Here is a 23,569-nt window from a genome sequence, read left to right as displayed (position 1 = left end):
GATTATAGGGCACAAATATACTTACTTACCAGTAAGTATACAAAGCTTAAATTAATAAGGGTTAGTTTTGCACTTTAAAACAACCGATTTGAGTGCTTCTGTTTTCTTATTTACTCCGCCTTTCACACAGCTGAACACGCCTTACCCGGCCACAGCTTACCTGAAAGGTTTTCTGAACACTAAGAACATTTCTTCTTTCCAGGCCGACCTTGGCATTGAAGTAACCCTTGCTTTATTTTCCCAAAAAGGCCTGGAAGAGCTTTTTGCACGTATCAACGAACAAACTACAGTACTCACAGATAATGCTGCCCGCATCGTTTCCTTACAGGAAGACTACATCTATACAATAGATGACGTGATCCGGTTCCTGCAGGGAAAGAATCCCACACTCGCCCACAGGATCTGCAAACGCGATCTGTTACCGGAGGCCAGCCGTTTTGCACAGCTGGAAGACCTTAACTGGGCTTTTGGTTCCATGGGCAACCAGGACAAAGCCAAACACCTCGCCACCATGTACCTGGAAGATCTTTCCGATCTCATCATGGAATGTGTGGATGAACATTTTGGTTTCAGCCGTTATGCAGAAAGGCTCGGGCGTTCTGCCAATAGTTTTGATGAACTCTACGATGCCCTGCAACAGGAATACACCTTCATAGACGAGATCCTGATCAATATATTGAAGGCAAGGATGGAAAGTGTACAACCTAAAATGGTGGCCATCTCTGTTCCTTTTCCCGGCAACCTCTACACTTCCCTTCGCTGCGGCCAGTGGATCAAAGCCAACTACCCCGATGTTAAAATAGCCATGGGTGGCGGTTTTGCGAACACAGAACTCCGCTCCCTTTCCGATCCGCGCGTATTTGAATTTTACGACTTCATTACGCTGGACGATGGAGAAGCACCCATAGAAAACCTCATAGCTTATATAGAAGGAAAGAAAGACATTACGGAACTCAAACGCACTTTCACTTTAGTGAACGGCACCGTCACCTATTACAACAATAAAGCCTGTGCCGATTATAAACAAGGCCAGGTAGGCACGCCGGACTATAGTGATTTTCTGCTGGACCAATACATCTCTGCCATAGAAGTAGTGAACCCCATGCACCGCATGTGGAGTGATGGCCGCTGGAATAAACTCACCATGGCGCATGGCTGTTACTGGGGCAAATGTACCTTCTGCGATATTTCGCTGGATTACATCCGCCTCTATGAACCCATCGCTGCTTCCCTGCTGTGCGACAGGATGGAAGAGATCATCAAACAAACCGGCCAGAACGGATTCCACTTTGTGGATGAAGCAGCACCACCTGCTTTAATGCGTGCACTGGCATTGGAAATACTGAAAAGGAAACTCACCGTCAGCTGGTGGACGAATGTGCGCTTTGAGAAAAGTTTCACCCGCGATCTTTGTTTCCTGCTAAAAGCATCCGGTTGTATTGCGATCTCAGGAGGATTGGAAGTAGCATCAGACCGGTTACTGGAAATGATCCAGAAAGGTATTACCGTTTCGCAGGTGGCACAGGTGAACAGGAATTTCACAGAGGCCGGCATTATGGTACATGCTTACCTGATGTATGGCTTCCCCACACAAACCGCACAGGAAACCATCGACTCGCTGGAAATGGTACGGCAGATGTTCAAAATGGGCATCCTGCAATCTGCCTTCTGGCATTTATTCACTATGACGGCCCACAGTCCCGTAGGATTGAACCCGGAAAAGTTCATGGTAAAAAAAGAATCAGCGGCTATTGGCACCTTCGCCAACAACGACATAGTACATATCGATGAAACCGGCGCAGAACATGAGCTGTTCAGTTTCGGTTTAAAGAAATCCCTGCTCAACTTCATGCATGGCATTTGCCTGGACGATCCTTTGCAGAAATGGTTCGAGTTCAAAGTACCACGCACAAAGATCCCGCCTGACTATATTGAAAAAGCACTGGAGGAAGATCAGTTCGTTGCCGCTAAACCTACAGCAAAGGTTGTTTGGCTGGGCCGGAAACCCGCCGTGCAGAACTTCACAAAATCCAAGAAAGGTAATCAATGGGAAATGACCTCTTTCACTTTCCAGGATAAAAAAGAAAAATACGCGATCAGTGTAAACCAGTCACATGGCGAATGGTTTGCCGGCATACTGGAAAAGTTGTCTATCAACAATCCTAAAACCTATACTTTGCAGGAAGTGATGGAAAGTTATGAAGCAGCGGGGCTGGAGGACTTTGAGCTTTTCTGGGATAACAAACCTGTTAACTCATTGTATAAATACGGTCTCCTCAAATTATAAAAAAAGGCCGGAGGGTTTCCGGCCTTTATAAGTTTTACTGTGCGTTAGCCACCAGTGTTACATCCAGTTCAAAATCATCATAGATCGCTTTGTCTCCAAGGTTCTCGAAGAAATTGTTGGAGCGGTACTTGATGTCGAACTTGGTACGGTCTACCTTGATAGTAGCTTTAGCTGTTACCTTACCACCCGCTACTGTTACAGTAGCTGGGAAAGAGATGGGCTTGGTGATCCCTTTGATAGTAAGGTTACCATTCACGTCATAACTTCCTCCGCTTTTAGCAGTTGCGCTGGTGATCACGAAAGAAGCAGTAGGATGTTTTTCAACATCAAAGAAATCAGCACTTTTCAGGTGACCGAGCAATTTGCCATTCGAGCTGGCATCTTTGATATCTGTTACCGTAATAGAACGGGTATCCAGTTGAAAAGATCCACCCTTTAAAACGTTCTTGTCTACTTCCAGTTTACCGGAAGAAACAGAGATGTTGCCGGAATGGGAACCGGTTACTTTCTTAGCTGTCCAGCTAAGGGTACTTTGAGCATTATCTACCTGGTAAACAGTAGCGCGGGGAGCAACTACAACAACTTTGCTGGTTGGTTCTGTGGTAGGGTTCGCAAAAGACATCAGGATGGTGGCGCCACCGATAAATAAAAATGCCGCTAAACGTTGCATAGTGAATGGTTTAAGATTTAATTGTGCCTCAATTTTTACGAAAATACATTAAAAAACACAATTCTCTATTAGTCCTGTGGACTACTCTCAATTTTCACATTTGCTTCACAAACATTTACCATATGTTTTGCAATTCAGCTATTACTTTAGCATAAAGAATCGCCATTCTATCCCTGAATTAAGGGCCTTTCTACCAAGGTTTTTGGCTCCAATATCCAGAACTACCCTGTTAGCAATTAAAAGATGCAACGGAAACCATTAGCGGCCGGGCCTTCCCGGCCGTTACTTATTTATTGATGTCCGTCAGCATTACTTTCCTTCTTTCATTCACAATGATCATGGTAGTATAAGTATATACCTTATCCCCGTTCCCATATTCCAGGAACATTTCCAGCGGCATCACCACCGGTGGGTAGGAACCATCAATGCGCATCTTTTCGATCTGCATTTTAAAGTGATTGGGCATCAGGCTGTAACCGGGAAAAACGGAATGCGGGTCCATAGGGATCCATACATAAGCCGTTACTTTTGCATGGTTGGTATTCACTACACGCGGGTCCCTGCGCAGGTTGTGGGCTACATATTCTTCACAGGCCACACCGGAGATCACTTTTTTGGAACCGGTACGCTGCAGCTGGCTGAGGTAACCTATTTCACCGGGGTATACAGGTTCCATACCCTCCAGTTCCAGTTTGATCTTGTCGCCGCTGGCAATCCCTCCAACACCTGCCAGCATCAGTTGCGACTCCTTGGCAAAGTCCCCGTAAAAATGATATTTGGTGCCGGTACTCCGGCTTTGTAACTGAATGCAGAAAGCAGCTTCCGTACTGCTGTAATAGATCACAATATCTTCTCCCCCGTCTATTACACGCTGGTTGCCCTGGAAAGCTTCACTTTCCTGGTATACTGCCATATCATATTCGTAAGAGGAATCAACGCGTACTTTTTCATCGCCGCCGATGATCAAAGCCGGATTGGCTGCTGTGGATCTGGGCCTGGCCTGTGGATAGGAATCCTCTATCTCTTCGGTTTCTTCCGTCTTCTCCTTTTTCTTGCCCGTTATCTTTTTCAGTAACTGGGCCTGCGTTTCCGGCATGCAGAAAAATAATACCATTGCCAAAAGCAAAAGTCTTTTCATAGGATAAGTATTCTGCCGGAAAGATAAACATATTATCTTAATTCACCATTAAACTACAACCTCTTAAAGCGGAATGGTCCATTCTCCCTAAAACTTCAAAACTTCCATCTGCATGGAGGCGGCCGATATCGTCTGTGGCAATGAATGCGCAGGAGTGGATATTAGCCATATCTATCACATTGATCAAGCCGGAAGCATTGGCGCTGTATAACTGGAAAGGATCATTTTCATCCCGTACCAGCACTTTCATCCAGGGCGGGCAGCGGAAGACGCCTTCTCCTTTGGAGTAAGCCTGGCTAAGTAATTCCGTCATCCCGTATTCCGCATGAATGGTGTTTACACCCAGTCTTTCTTTTAAGTATGCATGCAGCTCTTCCCGCGTCCATTCTTCCCGGCGGCCTTTCATGCCACCTGTTTCCATTACGATCACATTGGGGAGCTTAAGCTGAAAGCGTTCTGCAAAATCCAGCAGCGCAAACGTAACACCAATGAGCAGTACAGGCTGTTGCAGGGATTGCAGCGTTTCCGCCAGCTTCTCATGTTCATAGAGGTAAAAGCCGCTTTCCGGTTTGCCGCTGCGTTGGATCATTTCCTGCACCATGTACACCAGGGAAGAGTTTTGCCTTTCCAGGTAGGAAGGCAGCAGCCCCAGTACTACAAAGTCTTCCACCGGTCCGTAGAACCGGCGGAAAGCTTCCATAAAACTTCGTGTATAGATGGCAGTATCTTTAACCAGGTGGCGGCTGTTCTGGGTTTGCGTGGTACCACTGCTTTCAAATACCACCTCTGGTTCAAATTCGCCGCAGATCACCCGGTGACTTTTAAAGAACTGGATAGGCAGAAAGGGTACCTGGCTGATCTCCTGTACCCCCGCCGGGTCTATTTTCAAAGCATCCACATATGCCCTGTAGAGGGAATTGGTCAGGTACTGGAAGCGAAAAAGCTCTGGCACAAGCACTTCCGGGCTCTTGTCTGTAAATATCCGGTCTGCAAAAGAATCGTTCATCGGGGCAAATTTACGATCCTTCTTAAAATACCGGAAACAACATGTAACAAACCCGGGGAAGGGAGCGTTTATTATATTGGAGGCTTTGCCTTTTGGTCAATTTAATGTAGGTTTGTTATATGAAGAAAATTGTAGCTTTATCCATCGTACTGATAGGTTTTCTGGGTTGCAAAAAGGATGATCCGAAAGGCGATAAACCTGTGCTCAAGTTCAAATCAGTGTCTACACTGGATGTGGCGAAGGGGCAGGACCTGCTGGTCTATACCTTTGAACTCCAGGATGCCAACGGGGATACGGAAGGAGCTATGTGGGTACACGATTCCCGTTTATGGCGCGATAACCCTGACGACACCACTTATACAGACGTACTTTTCCCCTTGCTGGAAAGCCATAAAGGAACCAAACTGAAGGCAGAAGTAGAATTGTATGTGAGCGACGGAATGGATGTTCGCATGCGCCTCAGAGATGGCATCCCTCCTGCTGTCACCAATCCGGACACCATGCAGTACAGGGTTTTTGTACTCGATAATGCCGGTAACAGCAGCGATACTTTAGTACTTCCCAAAGTAGCTATCCACAATTAGACCGCATTCCGTATTTTTACACGTATGAGTAAAATACAGGAACTACAGTCCAAGATTGACTCAGCCCAATTGGGCGGTGGACAGGCACGCATCGATTCACAACATAAGAAAGGTAAACTTACAGCCCGCGAAAGGATCCAGCTCCTGCTGGACGAAGGTTCTTTCGAAGAACTCGGCATGTTTGTACACAACCGGAACAAAGGAATTACCACAGAACAGGAACAATTCCCCGGAGATGGCGTGGTAACCGGCTTCGGTACTGTCAATGGCCGCCTCGTATATGTTTTTTCCCAGGACTTCACGGTATATGGCGGCAGCCTTTCAGAGCCACACGCCAAAAAGATCTGCCGCATCATGGATCTTGCCATGGAAAACGGCGCACCCCTCATTGGCCTGAACGACAGTGGCGGTGCAAGGATCCAGGAAGGTGTGGTTAGCCTGGCAGGTTATGCAGATATCTTCTACCGCAATACCCGCGCCTCCGGCGTGATCCCTCAAATATCAGCTATCATGGGGCCCTGTGCCGGTGGCGCTGTATACTCTCCTGCTATCACGGATTTCATCCTCATGGTAGAGAACACCTCTTATATGTTCGTTACCGGCCCTAACGTGGTAAAAACGGTAACACATGAGGAAGTGACCTCTGAAGCACTCGGCGGAGCCCATACCCATGCTACCAAAAGTGGCGTTACTCATTTTGCCTGCGCCAATGAAGTGGAATGTATCCAGAACATCAAAAAGATGCTCAGCTACATGCCGCAGAATTGTGAGGATACCGCTCCCGTGTATCCATATGAGTTAGGCAATGAAGTACGCCCCGTGCTGAATAACATCATCCCTGAGAATCCCAATCAGCCTTACGATATGAAGGAAGTGATCGCGGAACTCACGGATACAGACAGTTTCCTGGAAGTACATAAAGATTACGCAGATAACATTATCGTAGGTTTTGCCCGCATTGCCGGCAGAAGCATCGGCATTGTAGCTAATCAACCTGCCATCCTGGCCGGGGTACTGGATATCAAGGCTTCCATCAAAGGTGCCCGCTTCACCCGTTTCTGTGATGCATTCAATATTCCTTTACTGGTACTGGTAGACGTTCCCGGTTTCTTACCCGGAACAGACCAGGAGTGGAATGGCATCATCACCAACGGCGCCAAATTACTCTTTGCCCTCAGCGAAGCCACCGTTCCAAAGATCACTGTTACTACACGGAAAGCATATGGTGGCGCTTATTGCGTGATGAACTCCAAACACATCGGTGCTGATCTCAACTTTGCATTCCCGCAGGCAGAGATTGCCGTAATGGGCCCTAAAGGCGCAGTGGAGATCATTTACAAGAAAGAAATAGATGCTGCCGCTGATCCGGAAGCACGCATGAATGAACTGGTATCGGAATACACGGAACGTTTTGCAAACCCTTACCTGGCAGCAGAGAAAGGATATGTGGATGAAGTAGTGATGCCGGAAGAAACACGCAGTAAACTGATCAGGGGATATAAGATGCTGGAGAATAAAGTGGTGAATATGCCACGGAAGAAACACGGAAATATTCCCTTGTAAAATAAGTATTCCTCTGTAAAAATATAAAACCGGCGCTTAACTTAAGCGCCGGTTCTTTTTATGTACCAGGCGGTTGTTCTTTAATTTAGCCGCCGTTGCGTCGCACACTTCAGCTGTTGTTATAAATTCAGCTTAATACCGCCGTTCACCACAAACCCGTCTAACGGCGCATAGATATCCCTGAACACAGGATTTGTAACCGTACCGGTATAGATGGTATCAAATTTCGTTTGCCGTGCATCCAGGAAGTTTTCAAAGTTGATGAATAAAGAAAACTTCTCCCACAGCTTCTCCGCCATGAACCCACAGATCCAGTAAGGTTTACCCTTAGTGCCATCGTTCAGCGTTTGCTCGCTATAGTAATAGGCTTCCAGCCCTATCTTCCATTTCTCTTCCAGCTCATACATCAGCACATTATTCAAACGATGCCGCGCCGTCAGCGGATTATCCTTTTTAACCATTCCATCCTTCAGTTGCGCATCGGTAAAAGTATATCCTACAAACAGCTTAAAATCTCCGAACCCAACTTTTACATTCGTTTCCCAACCTTTGGTATCAATAAATCCCACGGCGTTGCGCAATTTTGGATAAGCATTCTCAAACACCAGCAGCAGCGGATCTTTTATCTTTGTATAAAAGAAAAGCTGGTTGATGCCCAGGTTTACTTTATCAGACAGCGAGGTACTGTAGTTCACATCAAAATTACCGCCGTAAGACCTTTCAAATACAGGAGGCAGCGTTGCGGGAGATTCCACCTCCCGGTACTGGATCCGCTCGGTTTCTTCTGTGAACATGGTAGGCGTTTTGTACCCCAATCCTCCGCCAAGCCTGGAAGTCAGCTCAGGTGTTATTTTAAACAATGCAGCAATACGTGGCAGGAAAACAGTACCCATTTCCATCACATGATCTACACGTAATCCGGTTTCCAATGCCAGCCAGTTACCCGCCTGCCAGGTGTTCTGCACAAAACCGCCGATGGTATATTGTTCATAATTCCTGGTATCCGGCACCTCACGAAAGAGGTCTGTATTCACATTCAGTCCCGTTACCCAATCCATCTTTTCCCCGTTCTTATGATAGGCTACTTCCGTGTAACTGAACCATTGCTTTCCATCAAACACATAATCAGGTACACTGATAGTTCTGGAGAAATTACTCACGGAATTCTTCACCGTTAAACCGCTGTGCTCATTAAACTGATGTGTAAGCGATAATTGCGTGGAAAAGCGTTTGCTTTCATTCTTCTCAAAATAACTATGCACATTATCGCCCTTTCCTTTGATATAAAGGATATCTCCTCCTGTACGGTCTTCAAAGATGGTGTTCACACCAAAGCTCAGGGTAGTTTTGGGATTGAAATAAACAAACAGTTTAGGATTAAATACAAACCTGCTTGTTTTAGGAATAGCTGTAAACCCGGTATTGGAGGGATCGTAAGGCCTGCTGGCATTATGCGAGGCAAACAAAGTAAACCCCGTTTTTTCAAATTTCTGGCCATAGAAACCACTCAGGTCAAGCCCTCCCGCAGAAGTGCCATTGACAAGGAAACGTAATTCCCTTTCTTCCGCAGGTACCCTTGAAATAAGGTTCACCAATCCTGCAATAGCGCCGCCACCATATAAAGTAGAGGAAGATCCTTTGATCACTTCTACCTGTTTGAGGTCCAGCGGAGGTGTTTGCAGTAAACCAAGCCCGCCGGAGAAACCAGCGTACGAAGGAAATCCGTCTTTCAGCAATTGGGTATAACGCCCGTCCAGCCCCTGTATGCGGATGCTGGCGTTCGCAGAAGTGGCAGATACCTGCTGGGTTTGAATACCGGTGCTTTCATTCAGCATCATGCGGATGTCTCCCGGTTTCATGTTGCCTTTTTCTTCCAGTTCTTCTCCCCCGATGAATTCAACGCGCGTAGGGATATTCTGAATGGTACGGGTACTACGGGTAGAGGAGATCACAACCTCCTCCAGTTCTTTTTCTTCAATCTTTGTTGTATCAACAGGCTTAGGCACCTGCTGCGCATAACATAGAATGCCTGCGCAAAGCAATAGTGATAAGCTGATCGCTTTTTTCATAATAAATGATTTTAGGTTCTTTAGGTATACATAGGAAACTAAAGGACCTTGGGAGGCTGCCAGATAATGGCGGAGAAATTAGCCAGCGGTTTCTCTGCAAAAGAGATGTTATCAAAACTGCAGGCAGATATGATGGGGTCTTCCAGTACCAGGCTGGATACTATGATAGAGTGACAGGTATTACAGGAAAAAGAAGGGCAGCAGGGGCAGGTGGCGGAATGTTCATGTTTGTCCGGCGTTCCTTCCGGGCAGGAATGTTCATGATGAGAGCATGCTTCTTCTGTACAGGAATCTTCTGTAGAACAAGGCCGTTCATCTTCATGGCAGTCTTGCTCTTCCGCAGCACATACATCCTCCTTCAAACAACAAACCTCCGCCGCATTGCAGGGAATGCAAGGCAGCGCCAGCATATAAGTTGCAAATAGAACGAGCAGCCACTTCATAGTGAACAAATATACAAAACAGCCAATACATTCCTCCCCACTAACTTCCAGGTAACTCCCCTCCCATCTCATTCAAAAGAAAACTACTTTTGCGCCATGTACCAATTAAAAATCGTCATCGCTACAGTGAGGGAAGGCCGTAAAGGCCCCATCGTAGCCAACTGGATCACTGAGCTGGCCAAACAACACGGCAGCTTTGAAGTAGAAGTGCTGGACCTCGCAGCCATCAACCTCCCGATGATGTCTGAGCCACATCATCCCAGCATGAGAAAGTATGAGCATGCGCACACCAAAAAATGGAGCGCAACCATCGACGCCGCAGATGCATTCATCTTTGTAACCGGCGAATATGATTATAACTATCCCGCTCCCCTGCGAAATGCACTGGAATACCTTTATCATGAATGGGGGTATAAAGCAGCAGGTACAGTGAGCTATGGTGGAGTTTCTGCAGGTACAAGGGCCGCTAACAGCCTGAAGAACGATTTGGCTACTTTTAAAATGGTGGCTTTAACGGAAGCAGTACATCTCCCGTTCTTTGCGCAGTATATCAATGATGAAGATGTATTTGTGCCCACGGAATCTGCGGAAAAGCAGGCGAAGGTAATGCTGAATGAACTGGTGAGATGGACGAAAGGATTGAAGCTCATTAAAGAGAATAAATAGTGCGGGGTATCAGTGGAATTATTTTCAATATGTTACCGGTTAATAAATAATGGATTCAGCATTTATCTGGAAGGCTGAATCCATTAGCTGTGTTTATTTTGTCCAAATAACCTTCCATATCAAGTCCACCTTAAGTCCGCGTTACCTCCACCTTAAGTCCGCATTAAGTCCACGTTATCTCCACATTAAGTCCACCATCCCCCCTACATCCCTTCGACTACCTCCCATCCGCCCTCCTGCCGTTCCCTATGGCTTATTCATCCCTACCTGTTACCTCGCTATGATATAACACCAGGTGATCTGGCTCACTCAGCCTATTCTACCCACCCCACCCCTTACCTCCTGTCCAATAACTACCACATGACCTGGCTCATATGAGATATCCTCAGCTATTTCCTAATTTAGCGCCCATGATTCGGGGCCTCTTTAATTTTATCCTGTTCAGCTCACTGTATATCGCCATCTGCGCGGTAATAATGACCTGGCAGACCGACCATATCCTGCAATTGCGGTACGATAGCCTGAACTATTATTGCTTCGTGTTCTTCGCTACCATTTGCAGCTACAACTTCCACTGGTACCTTACCCCCGGTTCAATTAATAACTCGGAAAGGCTCAGCTGGAACCTGCGGCGACGGAAATTGCAATTGCTCGGATGCGCCATTGGCCTGATCGGTGCCGGCTGGTTTGCCCTCCCGCTCTTAAAACACTGGCTGCCGGTAAGTGGTGCCGTACTGCTTACCTTCCTGTACTCCGCACCAAAAGTGCCGCATAAAATGTTCAGCTGGCTGAGCAGAATTGCTATCGGCAAAACTATCTTCCTTGCTTTCGTATGGACCTATGTAACCACTGTTCTCCCAGCCCTTATTGCAGGCGATACAGATACCCTGGAAATCCTCTACCTCACCTGTCACCGCTTCTTCCTTATATATGCCATCTGCATCCTCTTTGATTACCGGGACAGGGAGCAGGACCGTGAACAGGGCATCCGCAGCCTGATCACATTGCTGCCGGATCCACAGCTGGATAAACTGTATTACGGCTCCGTATTTTTAGCGGCCATATTTGCCTTACTGCTCGCACCTGCTGTTCCCATCTTTGTACTGTTCAGTTTACTGGTACCTGTTACCATAACGGCTATGATTAAACGATACGCGCAGGAACACAACTCAGATTACCTGTACTATTTTTTCCTGGATGGGCTGATGATGCTCTCCGCCCTGCTGCATCTTCTTTGGGTGAGCGCCGGCGGAATATAACGCGCAGAATGCCGGGAATCCGTATTTTTGCAGGATAATTAATCGAACAAAGATGTCTAAGAAACAAAAATCAATATTAACGAAGGAATCGTTGGCCTTTTTGAAGACTTATCTCAACAATCCCTCCCCTACTGGTTTTGAGAAGGAAGGACAAAAACTTTGGCTGGAATATCTTAAACCTTATATAGACGACACCATCGTAGATCCATATGGTTCCGCTGTAGGTGTGATCAACCCGGACGCGGCTTTTAAAGTAGTAATAGAAGCCCATGCAGATGAAATATCCTGGTTTGTGAACTACATTTCACCCGAAGGATTGATCTATGTGATCCGCAATGGCGGCTCCGATCAGGCGATCGCTCCCTCCATGCGCGTAAACATTCACACAGAAGCCGGCAGCGTGAAAGCTGTATTCGGATGGCCAGCTATCCATACCCGCCTGCGCAGCAGCGGAGATGGAAAAGAACCACATCCGAAAGTAGAGAACATTTTCCTGGACTGTGGCGCCCGCTCCCGCAAGGAAGTAGAAGACCTGGGCATCCACGTAGGCTGCGTAGTAACCTTTGACGATGGATTTGAAGAACTGAACTACGATTACTTTATCTGCCGTGCGCTGGATAACCGTATCGGTGGTTTTATGATCGCCGAAGTAGCCCGCCTGCTGAAAGAAAATAAACAACGCCTGCCATTCGGCCTGTATATCGTTAACGCCGTACAGGAAGAAGTTGGTCTCCGTGGTGCAGAGATGATCGCTAAACGCATCAAACCAAATGTAGCCATCATCACAGACGTTACACACGATACCACCACCCCGATGATCAACAAGAACATTGAAGGAGAGATCAAATGCGGCGGAGGCCCCAGCATCACTTACGGCCCTGCCGTACACAATATCCTGCGCGACCTGATCATCAAAACCGCGCAGAAAGAAAAGATCCCTTACCAGCTGCATGCCGTAAGCCGCAGCACCGGTACAGATACAGATGCTTTTGCCTATTCTAACGATGGTACACCTTCTGCCCTGATCAGCATCCCGCTGCGCTATATGCACACCACCGTGGAAATGATCAAGAAAGATGATATCGAGAGTACCATCCAGCTGATCTATCAGACCCTGCTCAATATTACACCGAAAACCAATTTCCAATACCTGTAAACCACCCTCAATTAGCAGCTGAACACTACGAATGAAGCGTTAACACAAGAAAATATAATTTAATTCGTAATTCGTAATGGTAAATTCGCAATTGATTTGTAGGTTTGCCGTCAAATCTGAAGTATTATGATCCGTCACGATTGGACACTTGAAGAAATAAAGGATATCTATAATACCCCCCTGCTGGAACTCATGTACCGTGCTGCTACCTTGCACCGGGAGTACCAGGATACAGCGGAAGTACAGGTATGTACCCTGCTCTCTATCAAAACAGGCGGTTGTTCCGAAGATTGCGCTTACTGCCCCCAGGCAGCCCGATATAATACCGGTATTGATGTACAGGCCCTGATGAAAAAGGACGAAGTACTGGCTTACGCCCAGAAAGCGAAAGACGCAGGCTCCACCCGTTTCTGCATGGGTGCCGCATGGCGCGAAGTACGCGATAACAGGGATTTTGACAGGGTGATCGAAATGGTGAAAGGCGTAAATGAGATCGGTATGGAAGTATGCTGCACTTTAGGCATGCTCACCGAATCACAGGCACAGAAACTGGCTGATGCCGGGCTGTACTCCTACAACCACAACCTGGATACCTCCGATGATTATTATGGTGAGATCATCACCACCCGTACATACGACGACCGTCTCAAAACAATCGATAATGTACGCAAAGCAGGCGTAACCGTTTGCTGCGGCGGTATCATCGGCCTGGGTGAATCTCACGAAGACCGTATCAATATGCTGCGCACTTTATCTAACATGCCCAGCCATCCTGATTCCGTTCCCATCAATGCACTCACCCGCGTAAAAGGTACCCCGCTGGAACACTTACCGAAAGTAGAGTTCTGGGATATGGTACGCATGATCGCTACTACCCGCATCCTCATGCCGGGAGCTATGGTGCGCCTGAGTGCCGGCCGAGCTGAAATGAGCCTTTCTGAACAAGCCATGTGTTTTATGGCAGGCGCCAACTCCATCTTCACCGGAGAAAAGCTGCTCACCACTAAAAACCCCTCTTTCGAAGAAGATCATATGATGTTCGAATTGCTGGGGCTGAAGCCGAGAGAAGCTTTTAAAGAAGAACATGTACACGTACATTAAGAAAAAAATTGTACCACAACCTATGGCACAATTAATATAAAAGCGTCCGGATCATATAAGTGATCCGGACGTTCTCTTTATACCGGAACGGGAGCCTTCTAGGCTCCCGTTCTTTTTATGTTCTTAACTACTGTTTAACTTTTCATTCAACCTTTATCTGGTTAATTCGCACCCTGTTAACTCAAAATAGCCTCTGGTAAGGGCACAAAAAAACCCGGAAGTTTGGCAAGCCAGGGACAACCGGGAACTATACAACAAAAATAACATTATTCTGTCAATCAGCAAAGAAAAGTTAACCCATCGGAATGAGATACAAAGATTTCGAAGCAATAATGTCTAAAGACCGGCTGGGCAGGTATCTGGCTGCAGTGGGTGGAATTACCCGAAAAGCCATGAAATTATATCGTTTAAACCTGCAGGCTTCCCAGGGAATGTTTACAATTATTTCCTGTTTTGAAGTTGCTTTAAGAAATGCAATAGATAAGCATTATAAGGTTGTCCGGGGCAATGACTGGCTTAAGGATGCCGCATGGACCGGAGGAGCCCTGAATATTCCCAGGTGCGGTAAAACCCCTTTCATAATTAACAATGCTGTTTCAGATCTGGGCCTGCATTACAGCCACCCGAAACTGATAGCTAAAATGGATTTTGGATTCTGGCGGTATATGTTTGCCCGGCACCAGTATACAGCGTTAGGAAGAACACTGCTGGCAATTTTTCCTGCCAAACCAAGAAGCACTCCTGTCCATCATTATGATAACACCTTTGTTTTCGGAGAGCTGGAGAAAATAAACGGTATAAGGAACAGAATTGCTCACCATGAACCAATATGTTTCTCAGATGGCCTATCGGTAAGAAGTACAACCTATGCCCGGCAACACTACAGGCTTATCCTCAATTTATTCAACTGGATGTCTATCAATGAAAGTGCTTTGCTATATGGATTAGATCACATGAATGTGATCCTGGATAAGATAGATGATCTTTAATTACTTACTTCTCCAAAAAGAACCCCACTCCCAGCGCATACCCCTTCATACCCAATCCACAGATCACACCCACTGCTTTCGCTGCTGTCAGGGAGGTATGCCGGAACTCTTCCCGTGCATAAATATTACTGATATGAATTTCTACCACCGGTGTTTTGATACCGGCAATCGCATCACGGATAGCAACGGAAGTATGTGTATAAGCGCCCGCATTCAGCAGGATACCATCATAGCTGAAACCAACGCTGTGCAAATGGTTCACAATCTCCCCTTCCACATTGTTCTGAAAGTAATCGATCTGCACATCGGGGAACTGCGCTCTCAGCGTTTCCAGGTATTGCTCAAAAGTAAGGCTGCCGTAAACTTCCGGTTCCCGCTTTCCCAGCAGGTTCAGGTTAGGCCCGTTGATGATGGCTATTTTCATGAATGATAGAATGATAAATGAATAACAAGGATACAAATTTCAGGGGAAAATTTATTCCCCCCAGCGGAAAGTATCCTGCTCAAGCCCTGCCAGGTCAATCACCCTGTCTACCACCGTAGCAGCCACTTCCTCAATAGAAGAAGGCTTGCTGTAAAAGGAAGGAGTGGCCGGGCAGATGATACCGCCTGCCTCCGTTACCGTTTGCATATTACGGATGTGGATGAGGTTATAAGGTGTATCCCGCAGCACACAGATCAGCTTCCGCCTTTCTTTCAATACCACATCCGCCGCACGGGTAATAAGGTCATTGGAAATTCCGCCGGCAATACGGCCCAGGGTGCCCATGGAACAGGGGCAGATGATCATGGTATTGTAACGCCCGCTGCCGGAAGCAAAAGGGGCATGGAAATCATGTTGGGTAAAAACGGGAAAAGGAAGGTGCTCAAAGCCACGGTCGCCCAGCTCCGTTTCCCAAACAGTGCGGGCATTTTCCGTGAGTATTATTGCCACCTGGTCCACTTGCTCCTTCAGCCCAGCCAGCTTGTTCAAAAGCTGCCTGGCATAAATAGAGCCGCTGGCACCGGTTACTGCCACAACTATACGATGTTTCATACCGCAAAGCTAAGGCATTAACAATAAGGAAGGGCCGGCACAGCGGCCAGCCCTCTTAATTATTTTTCAACTCATCTCTTCCAATTCTTCCATCCTGATAGCCATATGGCTCTCGTCGTATATACACTCTCCGTTATGGATCAATAACAGCTGCGGCGATTCGTGCGGAATGCTGTACATCTCCGCCACCCGGTTGCTAATGTTCCTGTACCTGATCAGATCCAGGTAATAGAACGCAATACCCTCCGGCGCCACCGACCTTTCCAGGCGGGATTTCACCATACTGCTAATACTGCAGCGGGTACTGTGTTTGAAAATTACCGTCTTCTGTTCAAATGAACGGGACTGTATCGTATTCAATTGTTCTTCACTCTCCAGGTCGATCCACATAATAGTACTAGCAGTTTTTATCCTTTTCGTGCTGCACCTTAGTGATCTTCATGGGGCATCCCAGCTTCTGTGAAGCGCAGGAAGAAAACATGACAGCTAACACTGCCATTACACAAAATGTACCGATCAAGCGGTATCCTGATTTCATATTCTCCATTTTAGTAAATAAACGAAATTTCATAGGCTTGAATTATTTGCACTTTGTGATTCGTATTTTGTGACCTTATATTTGCAAATATATATGTTTATATTATAAAAAACAACCCTATGTGTTGTTAATTATGGTATTTCGTTTGCAAATTTAATACACAAAGAACCGGGAATTGTCATGGCAAAAGTACATTTTATAGCGATAGGCGGCAGTGTTATGCACCAGCTGGCCATCGCCCTCAAGCATAAAGGTTACGAAGTAAGCGGCAGCGACGACGAGATCTTTGAACCTTCAAGGTCAAACCTCGCCACAGCAGGCATTCTCCCCGCCTCCCTCGGCTGGGACCCTGCCCGCATCTACCCACAACTCGATGCGGTGATCCTGGGCATGCATGCCCGGGCAGATAACCCGGAACTGATCAAAGCACAGGAACTCCAACTAAAGATCTACTCTTTCCCGGAATATATTTACCAGGAAAGTAAGGATAAAACCCGGGTGGCCATAGGCGGCAGTCATGGTAAAACCACCATTACCTCCATGATCATGCACGTTTTACAACAATGCCACCGGCAATTCGATTACCTGGTGGGTGCAAAGCTGGAAGGTTTTTCCCAATCCGTAAACGTTACAGATGCCCCGCTCATTGTGTGCGAGGCAGATGAATACCCGGCTTCTGTACTGGAAAAAAGGCCCAAGTTCCACTTCCTCCACCCTCACATCGCGGTGCTGAGTGGTATTGCATGGGACCACATCAATGTTTTCCCCACTTTTGAAAACTACCTGGAGCAGTTTGCCATCTTCCTCCGTACCATGGAACCCGGCGGTAAACTGATCTACAACCAAACGGACGAAACCCTCCGGCAACTGGTAGCCAAAGAAGGCAGCCACCTGGAATGCATCCCTTACGGGGTACCGGAACATACCATTATTAATGGCCTCACCCGTGTTCGTTTTGGGAATGCTTCCACAGACCTGATGGTTTTCGGGGAACACAACCTACTTAACATCCATGCAGCCCTTTTGGTTTGCAAAGCTTTAGGAATTGGTGACATTGATTTTCTGGCGGCAATTGCTACCTTTAAAGGAGCTGCCAAAAGGATGGAACTGGTGGCAAAAAATGAGCAGACCGCCTTTTACCGCGACTTTGCCCATGCCCCTTCCAAAGTAAAGGCTACCATACAGGCGCTCCGTAAACAATACCCGAACCGCAAACTTATTGCCGTACTGGAGTTACATACGTACAGCAGCCTCAATGCCGCTTTTATGAGCGAATATGCCGGCGCATTGGACCCCGCAGACCTGGCAGGCGTATTTTACAGCGCACATGCCCTGGAAATAAAACGCATGCCGGACCTCAGCCCCGAAATCATCCGGGAAGGTTTTGCCAATAAAGATCTTGTTATACTGAATAACCGGGCTGCCCTAGAAGCCTTCCTCGGTGAGCAGGATTTTCATAATACTAACGTCCTCCTCATGAGCTCCGGCGATTATGAAGGTTTGGATTTTGGAGGATTAAAAAAATACTTAACGGTTTAGAACCCAAAGAACATGTCTGCATTACAACTCACCCGTCCGCTTGCCTTTATTGATCTTGAAACTACAGGCACCAATGTGGCAACGGACCGTATCATTGAGATAGCTGTCATAAAAGTGATGCCGGACAAGTCCGTTCTCAATAAAACCAAACGCATCAACCCCGGCATTCCCATTCCTGCCGCTACTACAGCCATTCATGGGATCACGGACGAAGATGTGAAAGATGCTCCCTACTTTAAACAGGTAGCCAATGAATACAAACAATTCCTCGAAAACTGCGATATAGCCGGGTATAACTCAAACAGGTTTGATGTACCGCTGCTTGTAGAAGAATTCCTACGCCTGGACCTGAACTTCGACATTAAAAGCCGCAGGTTCGTAGATGTACAGAAGATCTTCCACCTCATGGAAAAACGTACGCTCAGCGCCGCTTATAAGTTCTATTGTGATAAGGACCTGGAAAATGCCCACAGCGCAGAAGCTGATGCCATCGCTACTTACGAGATCCTGGAAGCACAGCTGGCCAGGTATGAGCAGCAGTTGAAACCGGAAGTAGAAGCCCTGGCCACTTTCACCAAAGAGGATGATTATGTGGACTTTGCCCGCAGGATGACCATCCAGAACGGCGTTGAACTATTCAACTTCGGTAAGTACAAAGGCCGGCCTGTAAGGGATGTGCTGAAGATAGAGCCGCAGTATTATGACTGGATGATGAAAGCGGACTTTCCCCTCAACACCAAGCAGAAACTGACAGAGATATATCACAGTATGATGCTAAAAAAACCCTAATGTTTTCGTTAACGATGTAATATTAAGCCGGATATTCCCTATTTTCGCCATCCTTAAAATCGCAATTGCTAATTGGAAAAATTAGTTATCATACCAACGTACAATGAAAAGGACAATATCCACCGGATCATTGACGCGGTATTCGCATTACAGCAGGATTTCCATGTACTTATTGTAGATGATGGCTCTCCGGATGGTACCGGCAACATCGTAAAAGAACTGCAAACAAAGTATGCGGGGCAGTTATTCCTGGAAGAACGCAGTGGCAAGCTGGGGCTTGGCACCGCGTATATCCATGGCTTTAAATGGGCCCTTGCAAGAAACTACGAGTATATTACAGAAATGGATGCGGACTTCTCCCATAACCCGGCAGACCTTGTTCGCTTACATCATGCCTGTGCAGCAGAAGGAGCAGATGTTTCCGTAGGCTCCCGTTATGTAAAAGGAGGCAATACAGAAAACTGGCCCTGGGACCGTGCCGTACTATCCTACGGGGCCTCCATCTATGTACGCCTCATCACCTGGATCCCCGTGAAAGACGCCACCGCAGGTTTTGTATGTTACAAACGCCGGGTGCTGGAAAAGATCCAACTGGATAAGATCCAGTTTGTGGGATATGCGTTCCAGATAGAAATGAAATTCACCGCCTGGAAACTGGGCTTTAAAATAAAGGAAGTGCCTATCACTTTCATTGACCGCAAGGAAGGCTATTCTAAAATGAGCAAAGGCATTGTGAAAGAAGGCATTTTAGGTGTGTTGAAGATCCAGTGGCAGAGCCTGTTTGGCAAATGAAAAAAGCATTCTTACAACTTCATCTCTCCGTTTTTTTAGCTGGTTTTACCGGTATCCTCGGTAAGCTCATTACTTTGAACGAAGGTTTATTGGTCTGGTACCGTTTACTGTTCACAGCGGTGACCATGTTCGTATTATTCCGCTGGCAGGGCCGTTTGCAAAAGCTGCCGCTGCAGGCTATTTTACGTATAGGCGGCACCGGGTTCATCGTAGCCATGCACTGGATCTTCTTTTACGGCAGCATCAAATATGCGAACGTATCCATCGGTGTGGTTTGTTTTTCACTCACCAGTTTATTTACCGCCATCTTTGATCCCCTGATCAACCGGCGGGCTTTCGATAAAGTGGAAATGCTGCTGAGCCTGCTCACCCTGGCCGGCATCCTCCTGATCTTTCATTTTGATACACAATACCGCACGGGTATCATACTCGGTATTATCTCTTCCATGTTTGCCGCCCTGTTTACCGTATTCAACAAACGGCTGGTAGCGAAATACAATACAGAGAACATCACCTTTTATGAACTGGGCATTGGTTTCCTTGGCCTGTCCCTCCTGCTGCCCTTTTACCTGCATGCCTTTCCGGTGGCATCCCTGGTCCCTTCTTTCATGGACCTTGTATACCTCCTGGTCCTGGCCTGGTTCTGCACGGTACTTATGTACACCCTCTCCATGAATGCGCTTAAAAAGATCTCCGCCTTTACGGTGAACCTTTGTTTCAACCTGGAGCCTTTATACAGCATCATCCTGGCATTTATCCTTTTTCATGAGAACAAATTATTGCGGAGCGAATTCTACCTGGGCCTGGGCCTGATCTTACTTTCTGTAGCACTGCAAATGGTAAGGGTGTTCCGGCAGAACCGGCGCAGCAAGCTTGCTTAACCATTCATCCACCTTCCCGCCCCCTTTCTCTCAGGAATTATTATTTTGTGAAACATAAAATCTAAATGGCTTATGAAACGATCTATAAGATGGTTCGTATCCCTATCCGTACTGTTACCATTAGGAGCACTGGCCCAATCCAAAAAACCACTGGACCATACAGTGTATGACGGCTGGCAGAGCATTGGCACCAAAGCCATCAGCAACAACGGGCAATGGGCAATTTATACGATCACACCACAGGAGGGAGACGCTACCCTGGTGATCCGTAACCTGAAGAACGGGCAGCAGCTTGATGTTCCCCGGGGCACGGCCCCCGTGATCACAGAAGACTCCCGCTTTGTGGTATTCACGATCAAACCCTTTTTCAAAGAGGTAAGGCAGGCCCGGATCAAGAAAAAGAAACCGGATGAAATGCCAAAGGACTCACTGGGGTTCATTGAATTAGGGCAAACCAGTATTACAAAAGTAGCTGCTGTAAAATCCTTTAAAACACCTGAAAAAGGGAGTGGCCTGCTGGCTTACCTGGTAGATAAACCCAAGACGGATACTGCTGCAGCAAAAGGTGCTAAAAAACCAGCACCCGCTAAAACCGGTGCAGGCGAACCGGCAGGCACGGCAGCAGATAAAGACATCCCCCGCAACTCAGGTACTACTGCCGCTGATGCTGACGAAGATACTCCGGGTGGAAGCGCCGGCTCCACAGCAGGAGACCTGGTGATCCATTACCTCGGCAGCAATGCCCCGCAGGATACTGTAAAAAGCGTTACCAGCTATACCATCAGCAAACCCGGTAACAAGATCGTACTCGTAACCAATCCGCCTAAAAAAGATTCACTCGCCAAACCAGGTGTATGGTTATGGGATGTGGCCGGCAGAAAAGCAGATACCCTAAGCCGCGGACACGGCTCCTTTGTACAGTTCGTATTTGATGAAAAAGGGCAGCAGGTAGCATACCTTGGCAGCCGCGACAGTGCAAAAGCTTTACAGAAATCCTTCTCCTTATATTATTACAAACCTGCGCAGGACAGTGCGCACATTGCTGTTACAAGATCCACCGCAGGCATCCCGCAGAAGTGGGGCGTTTCAGAGGATGGCATACCCGGTTTCTCTAAGAACGGAGAACGTTTGTTCTTTGGCACCGCGCCGATCCAACCACCAAAAGATACCACCATCGTGGAATTTGAAGTGGCAAAAGTGGATATCTGGAACTACCAGGATGACTACCTGCAACCGATGCAGTTAAAGAACCTGGACCGTGATCTGAAAAAGAATTACGCAGCTGTGTACTTCCCGCAGCAGAACCGCGTGGTGCAGCTAAGTGACCAGGAAATGGAAACATTTGTTATTGCAGATGAAGGAAATGCAGCATACGGCCTCGGCACTACAGACAAAGGCCAGCGTGTAGCATTACAGTGGACGGGCAGCACATTGAAAACAGCTTATGCTGTGAACATCAATACCGGCGAGCGCCGCATGGTGGTAGAAAAACTGGACGGGAACTTTTTCATTTCCCCGAAAGGCCGTTTCATCTATTGGTTTTCTCAACCTTTCGGAAAATGGTTCTGCTATGAGATCGCCACTGCCAATTCGAGCGATATCAGCGCTGCTATTCCTGTACAGATCACAGATGAGGAAATGGACATGCCGGACTATCCGGGCCCATACGGCATCAGCGGATGGCTGGAAAATGATAAGTATGTGTACATCAACGATCGCTATGATATCTGGCAAACAGACCCGACAGGTAAAGAAACGCCGGTAATGATCACCAATGGATTAGGGCGGAAAACAAAAACCGTACTCCGTAATGTACGCCTCAACCGGGAAGATCGTTTCTTCAAACCCAAACAATCCCTGCTGCTGGAAGCACAAAGCGATTCTTCCAAATTCGGCGGTTTCTATTCCCTCAAACTGAATGATAAAAAAGGCCCGCAGCTAATTGTGATGGGCCCCTATTCTTACCAGGGAACAGAAAAGGCAAAACAGGCAGATGTATATCTTTTCCAGCGTGCTAATTATATTGAATCCCCGGATGTATTTGCAGGCGCCAATATTGCTTCCGCAGAACGCATCAGCCGGATCAACCCGCAACAGCAACAATATAACTGGGGTACTGCGGAACTGATCAAATGGGATACTTATAATGGCAAAACCACAGAAGGGATCCTCTACAAACCGGAAGACTTTGATCCTAACAAACGTTACCCGGTACTGATCTATTTCTATGAGAAACTCACAGATGGATTGTATACCTACCAGGCTCCGGCTCCCACGCCATCAAGACTGAACATCTCTTTCTTTGTAAGCCGCGGATACGTTGTATTGGCGCCGGATATCCGTTATGAAAACGGCCGGCCCGGTAAGAGCGCCTACGATTATATTGTAAGCGGTGCGGAAGCATTAGCTAAAAATCCATGGATAGATCGCAGCAATATGGGCATCCAGGGGCAAAGCTGGGGAGGTTACCAGGTATGTCACCTGATCACGGCCACTACCCTGTTCAAAGCAGCATGGGCCGGGGCGCCGGTAGCGAATATGACCAGTGCTTATGGAGGCATCCGCTGGGAAAGTGGCATGAACCGCCAATTCCAGTATGAACATACCCAAAGCCGGATCGGCGCTACCCTCTGGGAAAAACCGGAGTTATATATAGAGAACTCCCCGCTCTTCCACCTGCCCAAAGTAACCACGCCGCTGGCCATTATGTCCAACGACGCTGATGGCGCCGTGCCCTGGTACCAGGGAATTGAAATGTTCACCGGTCTCCGCCGCCTGGGCAAACCGGTTTGGCTGCTCAATTATAATAATGAAGCACACAACCTCATACAACGCCAGAACCGGAAAGATATCCAGATCCGGGAACAGCAGTTCTTTGATCATTTTCTAAAAGGAGCACCTGCCCCGCAATGGTTAAGCAAGGGGGTTCCTGCCACGGAAAAGGGAAAGAATTGGGGATTTGACTATTGATAATCAACATCTTAATATGCAAAACCGGGGGCATGGCTCCCGGTTTTGTTATTTTGTAGTTAAGTGGAAGATTTTCAATGGTTTCTAATTTAT

At 47.2% G+C, this 23,569-nt stretch carries 21 protein-coding genes; 13 read left to right on the top strand and 8 right to left on the bottom strand.

The genetic code is table 11. The annotated features are described in order from the left end of the window. The first annotated feature begins 88 nt into the window (after positions 1-88). Positions 89-2,287 carry a B12-binding domain-containing radical SAM protein gene (locus BUR42_RS00835; protein WP_074237288.1) on the top strand — a complete coding sequence of 733 codons (2,199 nt, stop codon included), beginning with the start codon at positions 89-91 and terminating at the stop codon, positions 2,285-2,287. A 34-nt stretch (positions 2,288-2,321) separates the two neighbouring features. On the opposite strand, the gene BUR42_RS00830 is transcribed toward BUR42_RS00835, so the two are convergent. From BUR42_RS00830 to BUR42_RS00820, 3 genes are all read right to left on the bottom strand, one after another. Then, positions 2,322-2,957: a YceI family protein gene (locus BUR42_RS00830; protein WP_074237287.1), complete on the bottom strand. Its 636-nt coding sequence runs from the start codon at positions 2,955-2,957 to the stop codon at positions 2,322-2,324. A 286-nt stretch (positions 2,958-3,243) separates the two neighbouring features. Continuing rightward, a complete protein-coding gene (locus BUR42_RS00825) occupies positions 3,244-4,095 on the bottom strand; it encodes a hypothetical protein (RefSeq protein ID WP_143197292.1) in 852 nt (283 codons plus the stop codon). A gap of 37 nt (positions 4,096-4,132) precedes the next feature. Next, positions 4,133-5,101 (bottom strand): LuxE/PaaK family acyltransferase, encoded by a 969-nt coding sequence (locus BUR42_RS00820; protein ID WP_074237285.1) that lies wholly within the window; start codon positions 5,099-5,101, stop codon positions 4,133-4,135. A 119-nt stretch (positions 5,102-5,220) separates the two neighbouring features. Here BUR42_RS00820 and BUR42_RS00815 point away from each other — a divergent pair, with 119 nt between their 5' ends. Together BUR42_RS00815 and BUR42_RS00810 are read left to right on the top strand one after the other, a co-directional pair. Further along, positions 5,221-5,685, top strand: coding sequence for a hypothetical protein (locus BUR42_RS00815; protein ID WP_074237284.1), 465 nt, complete (start codon positions 5,221-5,223; stop codon positions 5,683-5,685). Positions 5,686-5,709: 24 nt separating this feature from the next. After that, entirely contained in the window at positions 5,710-7,248 is a 1,539-nt protein-coding gene (locus BUR42_RS00810; RefSeq protein ID WP_074237283.1) for an acyl-CoA carboxylase subunit beta, read from the top strand. A gap of 119 nt (positions 7,249-7,367) precedes the next feature. Here the strand turns inward: BUR42_RS00810 and BUR42_RS00805 are convergent, their stop codons facing one another. Continuing rightward, positions 7,368-9,317 (bottom strand): TonB-dependent receptor plug domain-containing protein, encoded by a 1,950-nt coding sequence (locus BUR42_RS00805; RefSeq protein ID WP_084185260.1) that lies wholly within the window; start codon positions 9,315-9,317, stop codon positions 7,368-7,370. Positions 9,318-9,355: 38 nt separating this feature from the next. After that, the gene (locus tag BUR42_RS00800; RefSeq protein ID WP_143197291.1) at positions 9,356-9,760 is read right to left on the bottom strand and encodes a hypothetical protein; all 405 of its coding nucleotides are present in this window, start codon (positions 9,758-9,760) and stop codon (positions 9,356-9,358) included. A 96-nt stretch (positions 9,761-9,856) separates the two neighbouring features. Here BUR42_RS00800 and BUR42_RS00795 point away from each other — a divergent pair, with 96 nt between their 5' ends. The 5 genes from BUR42_RS00795 (at position 9,857) to BUR42_RS00775 (ending at position 14,931) form a co-directional block, all read left to right on the top strand. After that, on the top strand, positions 9,857-10,426 hold the full coding sequence (locus tag BUR42_RS00795; protein WP_074237281.1) for an NADPH-dependent FMN reductase: 570 nt from the start codon (positions 9,857-9,859) through the stop codon (positions 10,424-10,426). 410 nt (positions 10,427-10,836) lie between these two features. Then, entirely contained in the window at positions 10,837-11,685 is an 849-nt protein-coding gene (locus BUR42_RS00790) for a UbiA family prenyltransferase (protein ID WP_074237280.1), read from the top strand. A 52-nt stretch (positions 11,686-11,737) separates the two neighbouring features. After that, positions 11,738-12,841 (top strand): M42 family metallopeptidase, encoded by a 1,104-nt coding sequence (locus BUR42_RS00785; protein ID WP_074237279.1) that lies wholly within the window; start codon positions 11,738-11,740, stop codon positions 12,839-12,841. 126 nt (positions 12,842-12,967) lie between these two features. Further along, positions 12,968-13,942: a biotin synthase BioB gene (gene bioB / locus BUR42_RS00780; protein ID WP_074237278.1), complete on the top strand. Its 975-nt coding sequence runs from the start codon at positions 12,968-12,970 to the stop codon at positions 13,940-13,942. 305 nt (positions 13,943-14,247) lie between these two features. Next, on the top strand, positions 14,248-14,931 hold the full coding sequence (locus BUR42_RS00775; protein ID WP_074237277.1) for a CAAX protease: 684 nt from the start codon (positions 14,248-14,250) through the stop codon (positions 14,929-14,931). Between the two features lie 4 nt (positions 14,932-14,935). Here BUR42_RS00775 and aroQ read toward each other — a convergent pair whose 3' ends face one another. The 3 genes from aroQ to ytxJ form a co-directional block, all read right to left on the bottom strand. Further along, positions 14,936-15,355 (bottom strand): type II 3-dehydroquinate dehydratase, encoded by a 420-nt coding sequence (gene aroQ, locus BUR42_RS00770; protein ID WP_074237276.1) that lies wholly within the window; start codon positions 15,353-15,355, stop codon positions 14,936-14,938. A 51-nt stretch (positions 15,356-15,406) separates the two neighbouring features. Then, complete coding sequence (locus BUR42_RS00765) at positions 15,407-15,967, bottom strand: UbiX family flavin prenyltransferase (RefSeq protein WP_074237275.1); 561 nt, start codon at positions 15,965-15,967, stop codon at positions 15,407-15,409. A gap of 66 nt (positions 15,968-16,033) precedes the next feature. Beyond that, on the bottom strand, positions 16,034-16,357 hold the full coding sequence (gene ytxJ / locus BUR42_RS00760; RefSeq protein WP_234979583.1) for a bacillithiol system redox-active protein YtxJ: 324 nt from the start codon (positions 16,355-16,357) through the stop codon (positions 16,034-16,036). 328 nt (positions 16,358-16,685) lie between these two features. On the opposite strand from ytxJ, the gene BUR42_RS00755 reads away from it, so the two are divergent. The 5 genes from BUR42_RS00755 to BUR42_RS00735 all read left to right on the top strand — a co-directional run bounded on the left by BUR42_RS00755 (position 16,686) and on the right by BUR42_RS00735 (position 23,476). After that, entirely contained in the window at positions 16,686-18,044 is a 1,359-nt protein-coding gene (locus BUR42_RS00755; RefSeq protein WP_074237273.1) for a UDP-N-acetylmuramate--L-alanine ligase, read from the top strand. Positions 18,045-18,056: 12 nt separating this feature from the next. After that, positions 18,057-18,833 (top strand): 3'-5' exonuclease, encoded by a 777-nt coding sequence (locus tag BUR42_RS00750; protein ID WP_074237272.1) that lies wholly within the window; start codon positions 18,057-18,059, stop codon positions 18,831-18,833. Positions 18,834-18,905: 72 nt separating this feature from the next. Beyond that, positions 18,906-19,625 (top strand): polyprenol monophosphomannose synthase, encoded by a 720-nt coding sequence (locus tag BUR42_RS00745; RefSeq protein WP_074237270.1) that lies wholly within the window; start codon positions 18,906-18,908, stop codon positions 19,623-19,625. Continuing rightward, entirely contained in the window at positions 19,622-20,506 is an 885-nt protein-coding gene (locus tag BUR42_RS00740) for a DMT family transporter (protein ID WP_074237268.1), read from the top strand. Before BUR42_RS00745 ends, BUR42_RS00740 begins: the two co-directional genes overlap by 4 nt. A gap of 72 nt (positions 20,507-20,578) precedes the next feature. Further along, positions 20,579-23,476, top strand: a complete 2,898-nt coding sequence (locus BUR42_RS00735) for a S9 family peptidase (protein WP_074237267.1) — start codon at positions 20,579-20,581, stop codon at positions 23,474-23,476. The last annotated feature ends 93 nt before the right edge of the window (positions 23,477-23,569 follow it).

It is taken from the genome of Chitinophaga niabensis (genome assembly GCF_900129465.1).
In the GTDB taxonomy this organism is placed as follows: domain Bacteria; phylum Bacteroidota; class Bacteroidia; order Chitinophagales; family Chitinophagaceae; genus Chitinophaga; species Chitinophaga niabensis.
This window is presented reverse-complemented; position numbering and strand designations above follow the sequence as displayed.